The 16738-nt window shown below is 34.7% G+C and carries 16 protein-coding genes and 1 pseudogene; 4 read left to right on the forward strand and 13 right to left on the reverse strand.

Annotated elements, in window-relative coordinates; genetic code table 11:
• Positions 1-83 precede the first annotated feature (83 nt).
• Together Q0R51_RS03425 and Q0R51_RS03430 are read left to right on the forward strand one after the other, a co-directional pair.
• On the forward strand, positions 84-1478 hold the full coding sequence (locus Q0R51_RS03425) for an IS3 family transposase (RefSeq protein WP_222710143.1): 1395 nt from the start codon (positions 84-86) through the stop codon (positions 1476-1478).
• 54 nt (positions 1479-1532) lie between these two features.
• Positions 1533-1789: pseudogene (locus Q0R51_RS03430) on the forward strand (transposase); the annotation flags it as partial.
• 353 nt (positions 1790-2142) lie between these two features.
• Here the strand turns inward: Q0R51_RS03430 and Q0R51_RS03435 are convergent.
• The 5 genes from Q0R51_RS03435 to Q0R51_RS03455 all read right to left on the reverse strand — a co-directional run bounded on the left by Q0R51_RS03435 (position 2143) and on the right by Q0R51_RS03455 (position 6246).
• Positions 2143-3345 (reverse strand): beta-ketoacyl synthase, encoded by a 1203-nt coding sequence (locus Q0R51_RS03435; protein ID WP_122052582.1) that lies wholly within the window; start codon positions 3343-3345, stop codon positions 2143-2145.
• Positions 3346-3939, reverse strand: a complete 594-nt coding sequence (locus Q0R51_RS03440) for an NAD(P)H-dependent oxidoreductase (protein WP_038524445.1) — start codon at positions 3937-3939, stop codon at positions 3346-3348.
• Positions 3939-5036 carry an aminotransferase class I/II-fold pyridoxal phosphate-dependent enzyme gene (locus Q0R51_RS03445; RefSeq protein WP_052059688.1) on the reverse strand — a complete coding sequence of 366 codons (1098 nt, stop codon included), beginning with the start codon at positions 5034-5036 and terminating at the stop codon, positions 3939-3941. Before Q0R51_RS03445 ends, Q0R51_RS03440 begins: the two co-directional genes overlap by 1 nt.
• Complete coding sequence (locus tag Q0R51_RS03450; RefSeq protein ID WP_052059689.1) at positions 5018-5401, reverse strand: acyl carrier protein; 384 nt, start codon at positions 5399-5401, stop codon at positions 5018-5020. Before Q0R51_RS03450 ends, Q0R51_RS03445 begins: the two co-directional genes overlap by 19 nt.
• Positions 5402-6039: 638 nt before the next feature.
• Positions 6040-6246 carry a hypothetical protein gene (locus Q0R51_RS03455; RefSeq protein WP_038524448.1) on the reverse strand — a complete coding sequence of 69 codons (207 nt, stop codon included), beginning with the start codon at positions 6244-6246 and terminating at the stop codon, positions 6040-6042.
• A gap of 121 nt (positions 6247-6367) precedes the next feature.
• Here Q0R51_RS03455 and Q0R51_RS03460 point away from each other — a divergent pair, with 121 nt between their 5' ends.
• Both Q0R51_RS03460 and Q0R51_RS03465 read left to right on the forward strand, forming a co-directional pair.
• The gene (locus tag Q0R51_RS03460) at positions 6368-6760 is read left to right on the forward strand and encodes a DDE-type integrase/transposase/recombinase (protein ID WP_152560586.1); all 393 of its coding nucleotides are present in this window, start codon (positions 6368-6370) and stop codon (positions 6758-6760) included.
• 48 nt (positions 6761-6808) lie between these two features.
• Positions 6809-7033, forward strand: coding sequence for an IS3 family transposase (locus tag Q0R51_RS03465; RefSeq protein ID WP_081945382.1), 225 nt, complete (start codon positions 6809-6811; stop codon positions 7031-7033).
• Positions 7034-7088: 55 nt separating this feature from the next.
• Here Q0R51_RS03465 and Q0R51_RS03470 read toward each other — a convergent pair whose 3' ends face one another.
• From Q0R51_RS03470 to priA, 8 genes are read right to left on the reverse strand one after another with little or no spacing between them, the layout of a single operon-like run.
• Complete coding sequence (locus tag Q0R51_RS03470; RefSeq protein ID WP_294756707.1) at positions 7089-7775, reverse strand: thiamine diphosphokinase; 687 nt, start codon at positions 7773-7775, stop codon at positions 7089-7091.
• Positions 7772-8422: a ribulose-phosphate 3-epimerase gene (gene rpe, locus Q0R51_RS03475; protein ID WP_294756844.1), complete on the reverse strand. Its 651-nt coding sequence runs from the start codon at positions 8420-8422 to the stop codon at positions 7772-7774. The genes Q0R51_RS03470 and rpe overlap by 4 nt, the downstream gene beginning before the upstream one ends.
• A gap of 8 nt (positions 8423-8430) precedes the next feature.
• Complete coding sequence (rsgA, locus tag Q0R51_RS03480; protein WP_294756708.1) at positions 8431-9324, reverse strand: ribosome small subunit-dependent GTPase A; 894 nt, start codon at positions 9322-9324, stop codon at positions 8431-8433.
• Complete coding sequence (gene pknB / locus Q0R51_RS03485) at positions 9317-11296, reverse strand: Stk1 family PASTA domain-containing Ser/Thr kinase (protein WP_294756710.1); 1980 nt, start codon at positions 11294-11296, stop codon at positions 9317-9319. Before pknB ends, rsgA begins: the two co-directional genes overlap by 8 nt.
• On the reverse strand, positions 11293-12042 hold the full coding sequence (locus Q0R51_RS03490; protein WP_294756713.1) for a Stp1/IreP family PP2C-type Ser/Thr phosphatase: 750 nt from the start codon (positions 12040-12042) through the stop codon (positions 11293-11295). The genes pknB and Q0R51_RS03490 overlap by 4 nt, the downstream gene beginning before the upstream one ends.
• A 4-nt stretch (positions 12043-12046) precedes the next feature.
• Entirely contained in the window at positions 12047-13381 is a 1335-nt protein-coding gene (gene rsmB, locus Q0R51_RS03495) for a 16S rRNA (cytosine(967)-C(5))-methyltransferase RsmB (protein WP_367178614.1), read from the reverse strand.
• Complete coding sequence (gene fmt, locus Q0R51_RS03500; RefSeq protein ID WP_294756716.1) at positions 13359-14303, reverse strand: methionyl-tRNA formyltransferase; 945 nt, start codon at positions 14301-14303, stop codon at positions 13359-13361. Before fmt ends, rsmB begins: the two co-directional genes overlap by 23 nt.
• 13 nt (positions 14304-14316) lie before the next feature.
• The gene (gene priA / locus Q0R51_RS03505; protein ID WP_294756717.1) at positions 14317-16716 is read right to left on the reverse strand and encodes a primosomal protein N'; all 2400 of its coding nucleotides are present in this window, start codon (positions 16714-16716) and stop codon (positions 14317-14319) included.
• Positions 16717-16738: the final 22 nt, after the last annotated feature.

A 16738-nucleotide genomic window follows, 5' to 3' on the forward strand; every position in this document is an offset into this window, starting at 1 on the left:
AAAAGTGCTCCTAATAGTCAGATTAATGTCTAACTATTATGGAGCACTTCAAATTAAGACAAATTAATTTTGAGGTTTTTATTATGTCTAAATTATCTAAGCAAGACAAAATTGATATCTATAATCTATGGAAAAACTATCAGGTTGGTTCTGGAGAATTAAGTCGCAGATATGATGTAAATATTAGTGTACTTAACTACTTAGTTGCTTTAATCGATCGCCATGGTTTTAGTATCCTCAATAAATCCTACATTACTTATTCTGCAGAATTTAAAGAACAGGCTATTAGACGTGTCATAGTTAATCATGAGTCTTTGTACAGTGTTGCGCTGGACTTAGGACTTAAGAGTCCAGGTATACTGTTTAATTGGGTGCGCTCTTACAAAGAAAACGGGTATAATGTCATTATTAAACCGAAAGGACGCCCTCGTCATGAAAGCCAAAAACAAGCTGATCAAGCAGGAAAATCACCGCTTAAAGCAAGAAAACCAAGCCTTACGCCAAGCGAACTTAAAACTTACTATCGAGAACGAATTTGTAAAAAAATTGCACGTCTTAGTCAACCAAAGGAACAAGAACCAAAAGCCGAAGAAATAGCTGCGGCAGTTACCCAGCTAAGACGTGAACTTAAAGTCAGTGTAACTTTTATTCTTGAAACTATTAACGCCAATCCTGATCTGCCGCACATGTCACGCAGTAATTATTACTACACCATTAATAAGAAAGATAAAGATGCAAAAAATCAACCGTTAATGACCTTAATACGCAAAATATATGAAGATAACAAACATCATTATGGCTATCGCCGTGTTGCTCAAACAATTCAAAATTTAGGTATTAAAGTTAATCATAAAAAGATCCAAAGATTAATGACTAAAATGAAATTATATGGTATTAGAATCAAGGGCTGGCGGAAGTACAACAGCTATCGCGGCAGTCAAGGTCCAATTAAGCCTGATTTAATTAGACGTAACTTCTTCTCTATTTTACCTGATCGTAAATGGTATTCTGATGTGACTGAATTTAAGCTTAACGGTCAAAAAACATACTTGTCGCCAATTATTGATGGCTGCACGCAGGAAATTATTTCTTACACGATTTCCCGCAGTCCTAATTTAAAGCAAACAATGGACATGTTAAAGTTAGCTTGGCAGAAACATCCAGCATTAAATGGCTTAGTCTTTCATACCGATCAAGGCTGGCAGTATCAGCACGCATCATTTCAGGCATGGCTTAAGAATCATGGTGTTGAGCAATCAATGTCACGTAAGGGGAATTCCTTAGATGATGGGTTAATGGAAGGCTTCTTTGGCATTTTAAAGAGAGAAATGTTTTATGGGTTTGAAAAAAATTTTAAGAATCTAACTGAATTAGAACAGGCGATCAGAGAATATATCGATTATTACAATAATGAAAGAATCAAAATAAAATTAAAAGGACTAGCCCCGATAAAATATCGGGAACTAGTCCTAAGTTAAAGTTTAATAATCTGTCCTAATTTTAGAGTTCAGATTAATTTTTTTAATATCTGATTTTAAAAAATCTATGAAGCAGATGAGTTTCAGTTAACAGAACTGATTAAGCTAGCTAAAACTAAGAGCGGGATCCAAAGACAGGTGCAATATAACCCCAACTGGCAATATTTAAAAGAAAAAGCCAAACAAACTCTTCAAAGTGACGAAGGTAAACGTATCTATGGGTGTAAAAAATAGATGTCGAGCCAGTCTTTGGGCATATGAAGAGTGTATTTGGTATGCGAAGAACACACTTGCGAGGCAAGAAAAAAATAGATCAAGTATTTCTAAAGAGAAATTCTTGGTCTATATTTTTTTGTCTAATAAGCTAGTTTTTTCCCAGACTCGAATCTAATTTACTATTTATCTTTATCAACAAATTTGACAAAGCGTCAAAAATTCAATTCTGTTGTCGATCTCAACTTTAATTATAAAAGAAAAAGTAAATAAAAATATCATCATACTTTTACCTACTATCTACTTTAAGATGTTTGACAACTAACTCTTAATTTTAGAAAAGGCTTAGTTACGTATATTTTCTTATAAAATGCTAATATATCACGAAAGATAAGAAAACCCACCTTTAGCTTTTAATTTTACATCTATGTAAATCTAATATTTTAAAATTTTAGTTCACCTTACCAAAAATTAAAACAGCATTAGTACCACCGAAAGCAAAAGAATTAGACATTACATAATTTTTTAAACTACTATTACTTCTTAATAGCATATTAGAAAAATTTTCTGATGTATTATCTAAATTTGTATTATTAATTCCAAATTGCTGTATGCATATGCCTTTTTCTAACATTTTCATACATAGTAAAGCTTCTAATGTACCAGAACCTCCAAGCATATGACCAAAAATTGCCTTTGTAGAAGAAACTTTAGTTTTATTACTAGAAAAAATAGATGAAATTGCATTAGCTTCTTCTCTATCATTAGCTATCGTAGAAGTTCCATGAGCATTTATATATGCTACCTGTTGTGCATCAATTTTAGCATCTAAAATTGCTTGTTTCATCGCTAATATCATACCCTCACTACTTGGTGCAACTAAAGATAGCCCATCTGAATAATTGCCATAGCCTAATATTTCTCCATAAATTCTAGCATTCCTTTTTAAAGCATGACCCATATTTTCCAAAATAATAGTAGAAGCACCTTCAGACATAACAAAGCCTGACCTATTGTTCATAAACGGCACAGAAGCTTTATCTAAATCTTGATTATCTGATAACACGCCTAATTTTTTAAATGCTTCTATTGCTTCATCATTTAAGCAAGATTCTGCTCCTATAACAATACCAACATCGGCATCACCATTTTGTAGTTTTCTAAATGTTTCCCCTATACTCACACTACCGGAAGCACATGCTGCACTATATGTTGTAATACTTCCATGAATTCCCAATTTAATTGATAGATTTGACGCTATCATATTAGGTAACATTTTAATTATAGTCCTAATACCTATTGCTTTAATAGACTTTTGAGTGGCTTTCTTGGTTTCTTCAACTGTGGTGTTAACCCCACCAATTGAAGTTCCAACTCCTATAATTGCTCTATCTAAATCTTTTTGTAAAAGTGCACTATCATTAACAGCTTCCATAGTCGAAACCATTGCTAATTGTGAAACACGATCCTGATATCTTTGTTCTCTTTTTGACAAAAAATCAGACAGTTCTGCTCTTACTCGACTAATAGTAACATTTAATTTTTCATAGTATTCAAAATTATTATTACCTTTTTGAGCTGCTTCCCAAGTTGAAATAACATTATTACCTAAGGGATTAATTGTTCCTAAACCAGTTACAACTACTCGATTCAATTAGTTTTCACCAACCCATTCAATCACATAATTAGCTATCTTTTCTAAATATTTATTTCTTCTACTTATACTACTATGATCAATACTTCCAAAATTTTTCCATACTCGCTTTTGGAAATTAAGCTGTTTAAGTGTACTGTTAATAAAAACTCCTTTAATAGCATTGCCACAAAACATTTTCAAATAAAATGTCGGAGAAGTCGAAGTCGTAAGAATCAAAGTCTTTTTTATATTTTTAAGGTTTCCTATTACTCCCGTACTGCCTACATTGTAAGCAAAGTCCTTTTTCATTATTTTATCAATAAACCCCTTTATAATGGCTGGAGTATCATTCCACCATACTGGGAAAATAAATATAACTTTATCTGTACTTTTGATGATCTTCTGATACTTACTAACTAAAGGATCAATTGTCTTTCCAACACTAAATAAAGATAGTTCTTCAGTGGAATATGTTGGATCAAATTTATCATTATACAAATCTATAACTTCATAATCTTCTTTATTATTTATCAATGCTTCTGTAACCTTATTAAGTATTGCATGGTTAAAGCTTCTTATATAAGGATGTGCGTATATTATGGTAGTTTTCATTACATAGCCTCTTTTGCCTTAAATTCTCGGAGAATATGTAAAGTATCTTTTATATTTTTATCAGTATGCATACTAGAGACAAAAAATCTAATTCTTGCCTCACTTTCTTTTACTGCTGGATAGATTATTGGTAAAGCATTTATACCATTAAATCGAAGAAATTTTGAAAGCTTCATAGCTTTTTCAGATTCTCCTAAAATTATTGGTATTATAGGTGTGTCCTTACTATTTCCTGTATCATAACCTAAATTTTTAATTTCATTTAATAAAATTTTTGAATTTCGCTTAAGCGATTTCAATCTACTTTGATCGCTTTTAAATATATTAATAGCAGCTAAAGCACTTGCAGTATTAGCTGGCGTAATACCTGCGCTAAAAACAAAGCCAGGTGAATTATACTTTAAATAATTTATAAGAGTTTTGCTACCAGCTATATAGCTTCCACAGCTAGCACAAGTTTTACTTAAAGTTCCCATTAAAATATCAATATTTTTCGGATCAATATCAAAATAATCACAGATGCCAGCTCCTCTTTTTCCAACTGTTCCAAATGAATGAGCTTCATCTATCATTAAAATACAACCATATTTCTCTTTTAATTCAAGTAATTTAGGCAGATTACAAATGTCACCATCCATGGAATAAGCACCCTCAACAATTAACAAGGTACGCCTATAATTATCTCTTAATCTCTTTAATACTTTTTCTAAAGATACCATATCATTGTGCTTAAATGAGCGTCTCATTGCATGCGAAAGCTTCGCTCCTTCAACTATACTATTATGAGCAAGTTCATCATGAACAATCAAATCTTTTTCATTAACAATATTACCAATCATGTTTACATTTGTACTATGTCCACCTACTTGTACAATGGAATCTTCCGTACCTAAAAATTGTGCAATCGCATGTTCTAAATCTTCATGAATTTTTAGCTCTCCTCCTAATAGCCTACTACCAGACACAGATGTTCCATACTTGTCTATAGCAACTTTAGCAGCTTCTTTTACATTACTATCACCATTTAATCCCAAGTAGTTATATGTAGAATAATTTATATATGTTTTGCCTCCTTCATTTATATAATTAGTAGGCACTCCTTCATCCTAATAAAATATGGCACCTTATCTCCATACTTCTTTTGTATTTCGTCAAATTTAATTATTTCAGGAAATGAATTTATACTTGATACGTTTTTTTCATATTTTGATACATTAATACCTAATTCTTTCTGAATTATACTCCAAACCTCGCCTACGGTAATTTCCTCACTAAGTTCTTTATAATCAATGGATTTTTCAGATAATCCATATTCAAACTCAATTGTCTGAATTAAATCAATCATCATTAATGAGTCAAAATCCATATCAACAATTAACTTATCACTCTTTTTTATTGTTTCTTTATTTTCTCCAGATATCTCAGAAATTATATTGAGCAACTTACTGAATTCTTTTTCCATAGTTAAATCCCTTCTAAATAAATTTTATTTAACACAATGATTATAACATTTTTATTATTTATATTAATAACAGTTAATGTTAATTGTTAGCGTCAACTTTTTGTGTGTAATAAACTTTTAGCCCTTACCTGCTGCTAGTTGCAGGTTTCACTTTTTAAATTATTTGCTCAGATAGTTCTAATATTTTACCGCCATTAATAATTCTTTGATGCCAGTAATGTGTCTTAACTGCTTCGTCAAAGTTTGCTTGAAAATGCTCATAATACTACATTTTTTACCTTAAAGTGCTGATCTTCACGCTTAATTTGCTACTCTTTAATAATTTTTATTTACTTTTCAAGCAAATACTTAGTTATATTACCACTTATATGACCTTCACCGCTGATAAGTAGTAGTCTGCGTATTTAAAATAGCTTGCCAGTTGCCTAAGATATAAGTTTTGACCTTCTTTAACATCTCGATTTGGGTAATGTTAAAGCTCGATCACTATAACGCGTTTTAAAATATAATTCTACTTTGTCGCGTTGACTGTTTAAAGCCCCAAGTGATATAAACAATAAGTGGCGGCTATTTTAGTATTAACAGCAGCCTTACGACAATATTTCAATAAGTGAAAGCAATTTAAAACAAGCTTACAATTAGGTAATATTTAACCCTTTCTCTAATCCAAGGTGCATCATCACTAGAAAGATAAAATTGCTTTGCTTGTGGCACAGTACTTGATCTGGTTGGTTAGGCAGCCGTCGAGCTTTGAGGTGCACAATATTGGCGTAGCTGCTACATAAATAAATCATCAAATAATGCAATAAGCCTTTTTGCTTGTCTTCTTTCCCTTCTTTCGTCATCTTAGTAACTATCCTTATTTTAAAATTGAATTGTTTTTATTGTCCTATGCTATTAATTTAAGAAATAAGCTGTTTTCTGCTATTCAAAGTATCGAAAATTATGATGATGACTTATCACCTAATGATTAATCATAAACGTGTCCAACGCTTAATGCGTGAGAACAATTTAGGAGCTAATAAATATAATCTGAGAGCCGATAAATATGATTCTTCAAAGGGTCCACAAAATAAGAAAGCTAAGAATCGGTTCCATCAAAAGTTTAAGACTGATAGACCATATCAAAAGGTCGTAACTGATATTAGTGAATTTAGATATGGTAACATGACTATCCGTGATCGTGTATATTTATCGCCATTTAAGGACTTATTCAATGGTGAAATTATTAGTTATACGATCACCGATCGTCCATTAACAAGATATGTTCTAGAAGGATTAGAGGGAGTGTTTACTGCAAGACAAAAGCTATTAAATTATCGAATGATAATCCATAGTGATCAAGGAATTCAATATTAATCTAATCCATATCGACATGCTTTACGAAAACATAAAGTATTTCAAAGCATGTCACGAAGAGCTACATATCATGATAATGCAGCTATGGAAAGTTTCTTTCACATTATGAAAGTTGAAATGAATTATTTTACACATCACTTTGATACTAAGAAACAATTGGTTAAGGCAATGAAAGAATGGCTAAGTTATTACAATGAAGATAGAATTCGGCACAAACTAAAAGGCTTAACTCCGATTCAATATCGGAATCAAGCCTTAAGTAAAATGATATAAAACTAACGTCCAGTTTTAGGGGTTAGCTTCAGAAATCTTCTGCTTTTTTTGTTGCTTAAATATTTTGAAAACGATTAATATCTTTGGACTGAATAACCGCTACTACTCCTTTTGCACATGAAAGTTCAAATGTATCTTTTTCTGGTAAAAATTCATTCGAGCTAAACGAGACGGGATTTGCACTCCTAAAATTGGCCAAATTATATTTAGCTCCATTTATATTTAAACTTAAGACCCCGGTTAAAGTTACTACTCCAAAATATTTATAACCTAGCTGTCTTTTAACTAAGTGTTTCCCAGCATTATAAAATCTAATTGAATTTTGCTGATCAATGAGCGTTATTTTTTCTGCAAACTGATTAAACTCAGGCTTAAGAACCATAAATAAATTAGACAAAAAGTGATCTAAGCGTCCACCCGTGGCACCAAAAAGAGTTAAATGAGAAGCACGGTAATCTAAAAAGGCGCAGCGAATAGCCAGCTCAGCATCAGTCCAATCTTTTTCTGGACTCGAATATCTAATATCAGCGACATTTTTTTCGATTTCTGCCAATTCATTTCTCTTTAGTGAATCAAAATCACCCTCGGCCAGATCTACCTTAATACCCATTTCTTGTAAAAGAAGAGCCCCGCGATCAACACCTATTACTAAATCACCGGTTCTATTAGCTTTTAGAAATTGCTCTTTGAGATCGTCAGGCCATAACTGTTTAGGCGCGCCTAGCAGTGCATAGGATTTCATTGCAGTATGCCTTCTAACTCCGTAATTTGCTTCTTAATACTATTCTGACAAAATAAATAAGAGCCAGCAACGAAGATCTTTGCTCCTGCATCCTTAGCAATTTTAGCAGTTTGTTTGTTAATTCCCCCATCAACTTCAATTGGTACTGTTCCAGCGCTTAAACTAACGGCCTGTTTAATCCTTGAAGAAGATTCATGAATAAATTTTTGACCACCAAAACCGGGATAAACGGTCATTAGTAAAATTTGATCAACTTTCTTAAGAAATTGCTGTAAAACAGAAACTGCAGTATCTGGATTAAGAACTAAACCCGCTTTAACATTGTTTTCTTTTAAATAATCCAGCCAGTAATTGAGTTTATCCTCATTCATTGCCTCATAGTGAAGTAACACTATTTGTGCACCCGCTTTGACAAAAGCAGGTACCAAAACATCAGGGTTATTACTCATTAAGTGAACTTCAACTTCACTTGTAGGAAAAGTCTTTTTAAAATCAGATACGAGCTGCGGACCAAACGACAAATTTGGCACAAAATGTCCATCCATAATATCAATATGAAAGCGGCTGATGCCGCAATCAATCGCTGTTTGAATATCTTTTTCCAAATTTAGATTATTAATATTTAAAATTGACGGTGCAATCACTATTTTTCTCCTTATTTTAAATACTCGGGCAGCCTACCATTTTCTATTTCTTTGCGAATTAACAAATAATCATCATAGCGGCTTTTTTTAATTTCTCCCGCTTCAACTAATCTTTTTACCTCACAACCGGGTTCGTTTAAATGCTGACAACCCCGAAACTTACAATTGCTACTGGCTTTTTTAAATTCAATAAAATAATCACATAACTCTTTTACTTTAATTGGCGTAAGGTCAATTGCTGAAAAGCCTGGAGTATCTGCAAGATAACCTTTTCCTAAAGGAAAAAGGTTAACTGTTCTGGTAGTATGCTTGCCTCGATTTAAGGAATTAGAAATGGCGCCTGTTTCTTGCTTAACATCACTTTGAAGTGAATTAATTAGAGTGGATTTACCTGCTCCTGATTGTCCAGCAAGTGTCCAGATGTTTTTATTAGCAATCTCGTGAATCAGGTTATTGGCGACCTCTTCTTTGCTATAATAAATTTGATATCCTATAGCGTTATAGTAAAGCAAGTCCTCGTGAATCTTGTTTAGCTTTGACCTACTTGGTAAGTCGCTCTTTGATAGGTAAATACTTACAGCCACACCTTGCCATGAAAAGAAAGTTAAAAAGCGGTCCAATAACTGCAGAGAAAAATCGGGTTGAACTGCTGACATTACTAATAAAACATGATTTACGTTAGCTAAAGCAGGTCGACCAATCAGATTTTTACGTGGTAAAACATCCACCAAATAATTTGTGCCTTGGTCATCAATTTGAATGTTAACGTGATCACCAACAGTTGGTTTCAATTTATTTTTACGAAAAATCCCCCTGGCACGAGTTCTTACAATATCATTAGCAGTCTGAACATCATAAAAGCCTGCAATTGAACCAATAACAATTCCTTGATCCTTTTTAATCATTTTTGACCTTCTCATTCAAAATTATTTGACCATCACGTACTACTTTTAGTTGACCCGGGCCATCCTTTAGTTCGAATGGAATTGAAAAATTCATATCTTTTTTGATATATAAATCCCGGTAAATGTTATCAATTGAATGATTATCATCTGCAATATATATTTGAACATGATTACCGCGCTTATTATCAGAATCATCTTCATCATTATCTTCGTAGCTAACCGTAAAGTTTTTAATTGCTGTTGAATTGCGCTCCTTCTTTGCTCCCTCTGAAACATTAACAGAAATTGTACTTCCACGAGGAACCTGTGTACCTGCTGCTGGACTCATGGAAATAATCATTCCCTTCTTCACTTTGCTGGAATAGGCAGAGCTAACTTGCAGTGTCAAGCCGTGTTTATGAGCAAATTCTTGTGCCTGCTTTAAAGAATAATCTTTTAAATCAGGTAATCTAATCATATGATGCTTTGAGCGCGGATTTTTTCCTTTAGATATTACTAACGTAATTGTTGTTTGTTCCGGCTTTACTTCAACATCGGCAGCAACACTCTGAGAAATGACATGATCAGGTGGAACACTGGATGAAAATTGATTTTCACGAATTACTTCAAAACCTAATTTTTCAAGTTTTTGAACAGCAATGCCATATTCATCACCAGTGACATCAGGTACTTGAACCATACCTGCTCCATCAGAAATATACAGGTCTATATAGCGACCTCGTTTTATTTCTGAACCAGCAACAGGTGCAGTTTCAATTACTTTGCCGCGATCAATGCTATCAGAATTTCTATGCTTTATTTTGCCAACCTTTAAACCAACATTTTCAAGTTTATTTCTTGCTTTTTTCTCACTCAGATTTGTAACATCGGGAATTCGTATATCACTATTTTTGTTATTATCGAGCACAAAAAACATTAAGCCAATTATTAAGACTGCGGCCATGCCTACAAAAAGCCACCACCATTTATATTTACGCAAAGCTTGCGTAAAGCTGGAACGATTCTTTTGATAGTCAGCAGTCTTTTCTTGAGTTCTATTTTCCGAATCAGTCTTTTCGACTACTCGATTAGGTTTGAAATTCGGCAAAATAATGGTTTCATCATCATTGTTGCCATGAGTGGGTTTAAAAACTGATTCATTAGCACGCCCTGGTTCCAAACTGGTATCAAGGTCATCTTTCATTTCCTTAGCAGAATTATACCGGTCGCGCGGATCTTTAGCTGTCGCTTTTAAGACTACATTCTCTAGTGGTTGCGGAATATTAGGATCTTGTTTTCTGATTGAAGGAATTGGTTCTTGAGCATGCTTTAAAGCAATTGAAACCGCGGAATCGCCATTAAAAGGCACATTTCCTGTAATCAATTCATATAAAATTATTCCTAAAGAATAAATATCGGATTGTTTGGTAACCAGTCCACCTCTAGTTTGCTCCGGAGACATATAATGGACAGATCCAATTGCAGAATTGGTTTGGGTGACAGAATTTTGGTTTAAGGCCACGGCAATACCAAAATCGGCAATTTTGATATTGCCATGCTTGTCCATTAAAATATTTTGCGGTTTTAGATCCCGGTGAATAACATTATGCTTATGAGCCAAAGACATTGCACTCAGTATTTGGTCCATGATTTTAATAATATTACCTAAATTCAAAGGTGAATTTGCTCTAATATATTCTTTTAAATCAGGACCATCCACATATTCCATAACCATGTACGGCAGACCATGGTCAGTGCCAACATCCAGAACCATCACTATGTTAGGATGACTTAATTCACTGGTAGCAAGTGCTTCTCTTTGAAAACGGGCCAAGGTCTGAGGTTCTTTTTGTAAATCGAGCCGCAAAATTTTTACGGCGACTTTTCGCTGCAGTATGATATCTTCAGCCAGGTAAACATTTGCCATGCCACCTTCACCTAAAGTATCAATTATACGATACCGGTCTCCTAACAAATAGCCCTTATTGATCATTGCTTGTCACCACCCTCATTTAGAATTAAACAAGCCGTGATATTGTCCTCACCACCCAAGCGATTAGCTTCGTCAATCAGCTTTTGGCAACGACTTTTTAAAGACAAATCCTTGGTTGCAAGTATCTGTTGAATCTGGGGATCACTTAATGAATTAGTCAACCCATCAGTGCAAAGCAAAATAATATCATTATCATTTAAAGCAATCTGCTTATATTCCGGATCAATTGTGCTGGAAACTCCAAGTGATTGAGTAATGATATTTTTTTGAGGATGATTTCTAGCTTGCTGCTTAGTAATTTGCCCAAGTTTAACCAATTCATTGACCAGAGAATGATCTTCTACAAGCTGAACGAATTGGCCATCTGAATAGCCATAGGCCCTTGAATCTCCTAAATGGGCGATTAAAGCTTCATCGTTAAAAACCACAGCCAATACTATTGTTGTCCCCATGCCATTTAAATCTGGAAAACGGTCAGCAGTTCTTAAAATTGTTTCATTCTCATTACTTAGTTGAACGTTCAGCCATTTACGTGCACTGTTTGAATCGTAAAAGTCGGTGACACCAAAATTGTGACCCAAATGACTCACAGCCATAGTCGAAGCCACATCTCCACCTTGATGTCCGCCCATACCATCACAAACAATAGCCAACAAAGCATTTTTTTTATTTTTAAAAACCTGTACAGAATCCTGGTTGCTCTTGCGTATTCGTCCAATACTAGAAGTAAATGCTGTTTTAATCAAAATCCTAACCTCGCAATTTAAACTTAGCAATAAAAAAGCCATCGCTACCATAACTATCCGGTAAGATTTTAAGTATCCCCTTTGGGGCTTTTAGCTTACCCGCTGTAAAAGGCTGTAATTCATATTCATCATGCCTTTTTAAAAAAGCTTTAACTACGTCTTCGTCCTCTTCCTGGGAAATAGTGCATGTCGAATACACTAATTCTCCACCTTGACTGATTAAGGAACTTACATGATTTAAAATATTTAATTGAATTTGTTGCAATTTAGTTAAGTCATTTAATGTTTTAGTATACCTGATTTCAGGTTTCCGCCTAATAAGACCTAAACCAGAACAAGGTGCATCCACTAAAATTTTATTGAATTGCTCTTTTTTAAATTCTTGATCTGCTTTTCTGGCATCAAGTGGCTTGACAATTATTTTTGATTCCACATGCATTCTGCTGGCATTCTCTTTAACCAAGCGCAGCTTATTTTCATGTATATCAAGTGCGGTAACATGACCCCGCTTCAACTTTTCAGCGATCTGAACAGTTTTACCTCCTGGTGCACTACAGGCATCAAGAACTTCTTCATTACCGTTAAAAGAAAAAGCACTTACCGCCAAACTAGCAGCTTCATCTTGAATTGTCAATCTGCCTTGTTTAAATAAAGCAGTTTTAAAGATTCCTCCATGTGCTAAGACCAGTTCATCTGAAGCAATTTGGGAATCAGCAGGAAGAAATCCTAAATTTGATAACTCTTTTTTGACCGAATTATAATCAGCCAATCCTGAAACTCTCACTGTATTTTTAGATGGTTTATTAATGCTAGCTAATATGGCAGCGGTTCTATCTTCACCCCAATGACTAATCAAGTATTGAACTAACCATTTAGGTGTGCTTTCCTTAACACTAAGATAAAGCGTCTTGTCTTTTTCATTTGGCAAAATCGAGCCTCTTCTTAACAAAGAACGTAAGATACCGTTGACAATTTTAAATCCAGCAGAATGCCTCTTACCGTATTCTTTTGCTAATTTATTAGCCTCATTTAAGACTGCCCTATTGGGAATGCTGTTCATAAACAAGATTTGATAGGAAGACATCAATAATAATGGCCAAAGGTAATCTTCCTTAAGTTCTGTCTTCAGTAAATCATGAAGTTGATATTCCAAATAGATTTTTTCCTGGATAGTGCCGTAGACAATTCTGGTTGCTAAATTCTGATCAGCTTGAGTAAGCTTAGCTTCACGCAAACTATTATTAAAACTAATATTCGAATAGGAACCTGAACACAATACCCGAATTAAAGTAGACAGGGCCACTGACCGGGCGCTTTTAGGAGCCGACAATTTTATCACCTATAGCAAAGCTTTTTCCTTGTCCGTTTAAAAAGCTTTTTACAGTCATTTTTTTCTTTCCTGCCGGCTGAACCTCAAGTAAATTTAAAACTGTATGATTGGCAAAACTGATAGCAAAACGTTTTTTATTATCAACCACTGTTCCAGCTGATAGAGAGGTAGTTTCTGGAGTCACTTCGGCTCGCCATACTTTAAATCTTTTATTATCAACCAGCAAATAAGCTCCGGGAGCGGGATTAAGACCGCGAATTAAGTTGTTGGCTTCCGTTGCAGTCATGCTTATTTTTATTTGTTCCTGCTCTTTGCTGATGTTTGGGGAAAATACTACTTTGGTTTCATCTTGAGCCGTTTTCTTCTGAGGATCTGCAATAATTTGAGGCAAAGTCTGAAGCAACAAGTCACGTCCCAAAAAAGACAATTTCTCAAAAACAGTTCCTGCTGTATCATCTTTTTGAATGTCAATTGCTTTTTGAGCATAAATGGCACCTGCATCCATTTGCTTGACCATTTCCATAATTGTTACTCCAGTTTGCTTATCTCCATTGATCAGAGCATATTGTATAGGTGCCCCACCACGATACTTTGGCAACATTGAACCGTGAACATTAACTGCAGCAATTCTAGCCGATTGCAAAAATTTACTAGGTAAAAACTGACCGTAAGCAGCTGTAATAATCAAATCTGCGTGCATAGCTATTAATGCAGCTACTTCTTCTGATTTTGCTAAATGAGCAGGTTGAAAAACTGGTAAATTTAATTTTTGTGCTAAAACCTTAACTGGAGACTCAGTAACTTCCTGCTTGCGACCAACTTTTTTGTCAGGTTGAGTAACTACTGCCTTGATTTCATATTTTTCATTTGCAAGAGCCTTTAAAATGGGCACGGCAAATTTAGGAGTTCCTAAAAAAATTATTGATGTCATTAAACATTCCCCTTTACATTATGCGTTCAGGCTCATTGTCAATATAGACAGTTAAGCCATACTTTTTCATTTTTTGGGCCGATTCTTGAATTTGATGTAACAACTGGTTAAGATTATCTTCTTTTTTATATTTTACCAGTATTTGATAATAATATTTGTTTTTTAGACGAGAAATTGCACTAGGTGTAGGGCCCAAAACTATTGTTGACTGGTGTAATTTGGGTTGTAACCATTTTTTTATCTTAAAAGCCTCTCTGGCAGCATTTTGTTCTTTTTTAGCAGCTATTGAGACCAAAACAGTATAAAAATATGGCGGGTAATTACCAGCATGTCTAACACGCATTTCGTATTGATAAAAACGTTCATAATCCTGAGTCTCAGCTAGTTTAACCGCATAATGATCCGGATTAAATGTTTGAATAATTACCTCGCCCTTTTTTTGAGCTCGACCAGCTCGGCCTGCCACTTGAGTCAGTAATTCAAAAGTGCGCTCAGAGGCATTATAATCTGGCAGCCAAAGACCTGTGTCAGCACTAACAACCCCTACCAGTGTTACATTAGGAAAATCCAGTCCCTTAGCAATCATTTGCGTGCCCAACAATATATCAGCTTCATGATTGCCAAATGCATCTAGAATCTTTTTAAATGCACCCTTTCTTCTTGTGGTATCTACATCCATACGTAAGACGCGAGTACCTGGTAATAATTGATTTAGTTCTGTCATCACTTTTTGAGTGCCAGTTCCCAAAAACCGTATTTTTTTACTTTGACAATTTGGACATTTTTCAGGAATTGTAGTCGCATAACCACAATAATGGCACTGCATTTTATTTGTATCTTTATGCATAGTCAATGACAGATCGCAATTAGGACACTTCATGACATAGCCACATTCACGACAAAGCATGAAGTTAGCAAAGCCCCGCCGATTTAACATTAAAATAACCTGCTCATTTTTAGCTATTCTTTGCTTTATTGCTTTAACCAACTCGGTAGAAAGATCAAACTGCCCACCAGTATAGTTTGCCTTTTTTAAATCCACAATGTCAACTTGGGGTAAACTTTGTTTATTAGCACGATGTGGTAACCTCAACAATTGATAAACACCCTTTTGCGCGCGTGCTCTACTTCCAAGAGATGGGGTTGCGCTGCCTAATATCAGGGGACAAGAGTGGTACTTACTGCGCCAAATTGCAACATTTCGAGCGTGATAGCGCGGATTGTCCTCTTGCTTGTACGATGATTCATGCTCTTCATCAATCACTATCAAGCCAATATTTTCTAAGGGCGCAAAAACTGCACTTCTGGCACCAACAACTACACGAACTTCATTACGTCGAATGCGGCGCCACTCATCATACATTTCGCCTTCAGACAAGCCGCTATGCAAAACAGCAACTTGTTGACCAAATCTGCTTTTGACTTGGTCAACCATTTGTGGAGTTAAAGATATTTCCGGAACCATCATTAAAGCATTTCTGCCCTCTTTTAGCGTAGCGCTGATAGCATTTAAATAGACTTCAGTTTTACCGCTGCCAGTTACACCTTCCAACAAGAAGATTCGTGATTCTTTTACCTTAACTGCTGGTACTATACGGTCAAGCGCTTCTTTTTGATCATTGTTTAGCTTGATTTTTTTAGACAAATTTTTGGTGCGGCTATAGTCTGACAATGGATCACGATATTTTTCAATTTGCTTCTTATTAAGCCAGCCCTTTTTGACAGCATTGGTTAATGAAACTGTATTGAGGTGGGTATTATTTTCTATTTGACTTTGCATTAAAGGAAAATTATTAAAATTTTCAATTAAATACATAATGAGCTGTTTTTGTTTGACAGCATTTCCCCTTAATGACTCGTAGATACTGCCATATTCGTTTTTAGTTTTGCATAGAGAATATTCGTTTTCAGTTTTAACCCGGGCTTTATTTTCAACAAGGTATTCCACTTTGGCATCATTTGAACGCAATAATTGACGTATTGTGGCAATTTGCTTGTTGTCGGTTATTTTATTTAAATCCAATGGGTCGCCCTGGAAAAGACCCATTTTTTGCGCTTTTGCGGAATTAGGTACCAAAATTTTACGATAGTTGGCCCGCATAATTCTTGGAAGCATCGTTTTTAAAATTGATATGCGATAAGAATAAATATTATCAGCTAAATCCTTTGACAGCTTTACTAATTCCGAAGTTAGCGGCGGCATTTCATCAACCACTAAAAGTAAATCTTTTAATTTACCTTGATATTGACTTGTTGTATTTAGTCCTACCACAAAACCTTGTAATTTGCGTGGACCGAATGGTACAAAGACCCTTGAGCCTATTTCAACTTTACCAAGTTCCTTTGGCACATGATATTCAAAGACTCGATCCGTTTGTTTAGCCGCAACATCAACGATGACTTGTGCGATCATTTTATCACCTTCAAAAAATGAC

The sequence above is a fragment of the uncultured Lactobacillus sp. genome (assembly GCF_946477725.1).
GTDB lineage: Bacteria > Bacillota > Bacilli > Lactobacillales > Lactobacillaceae > Lactobacillus.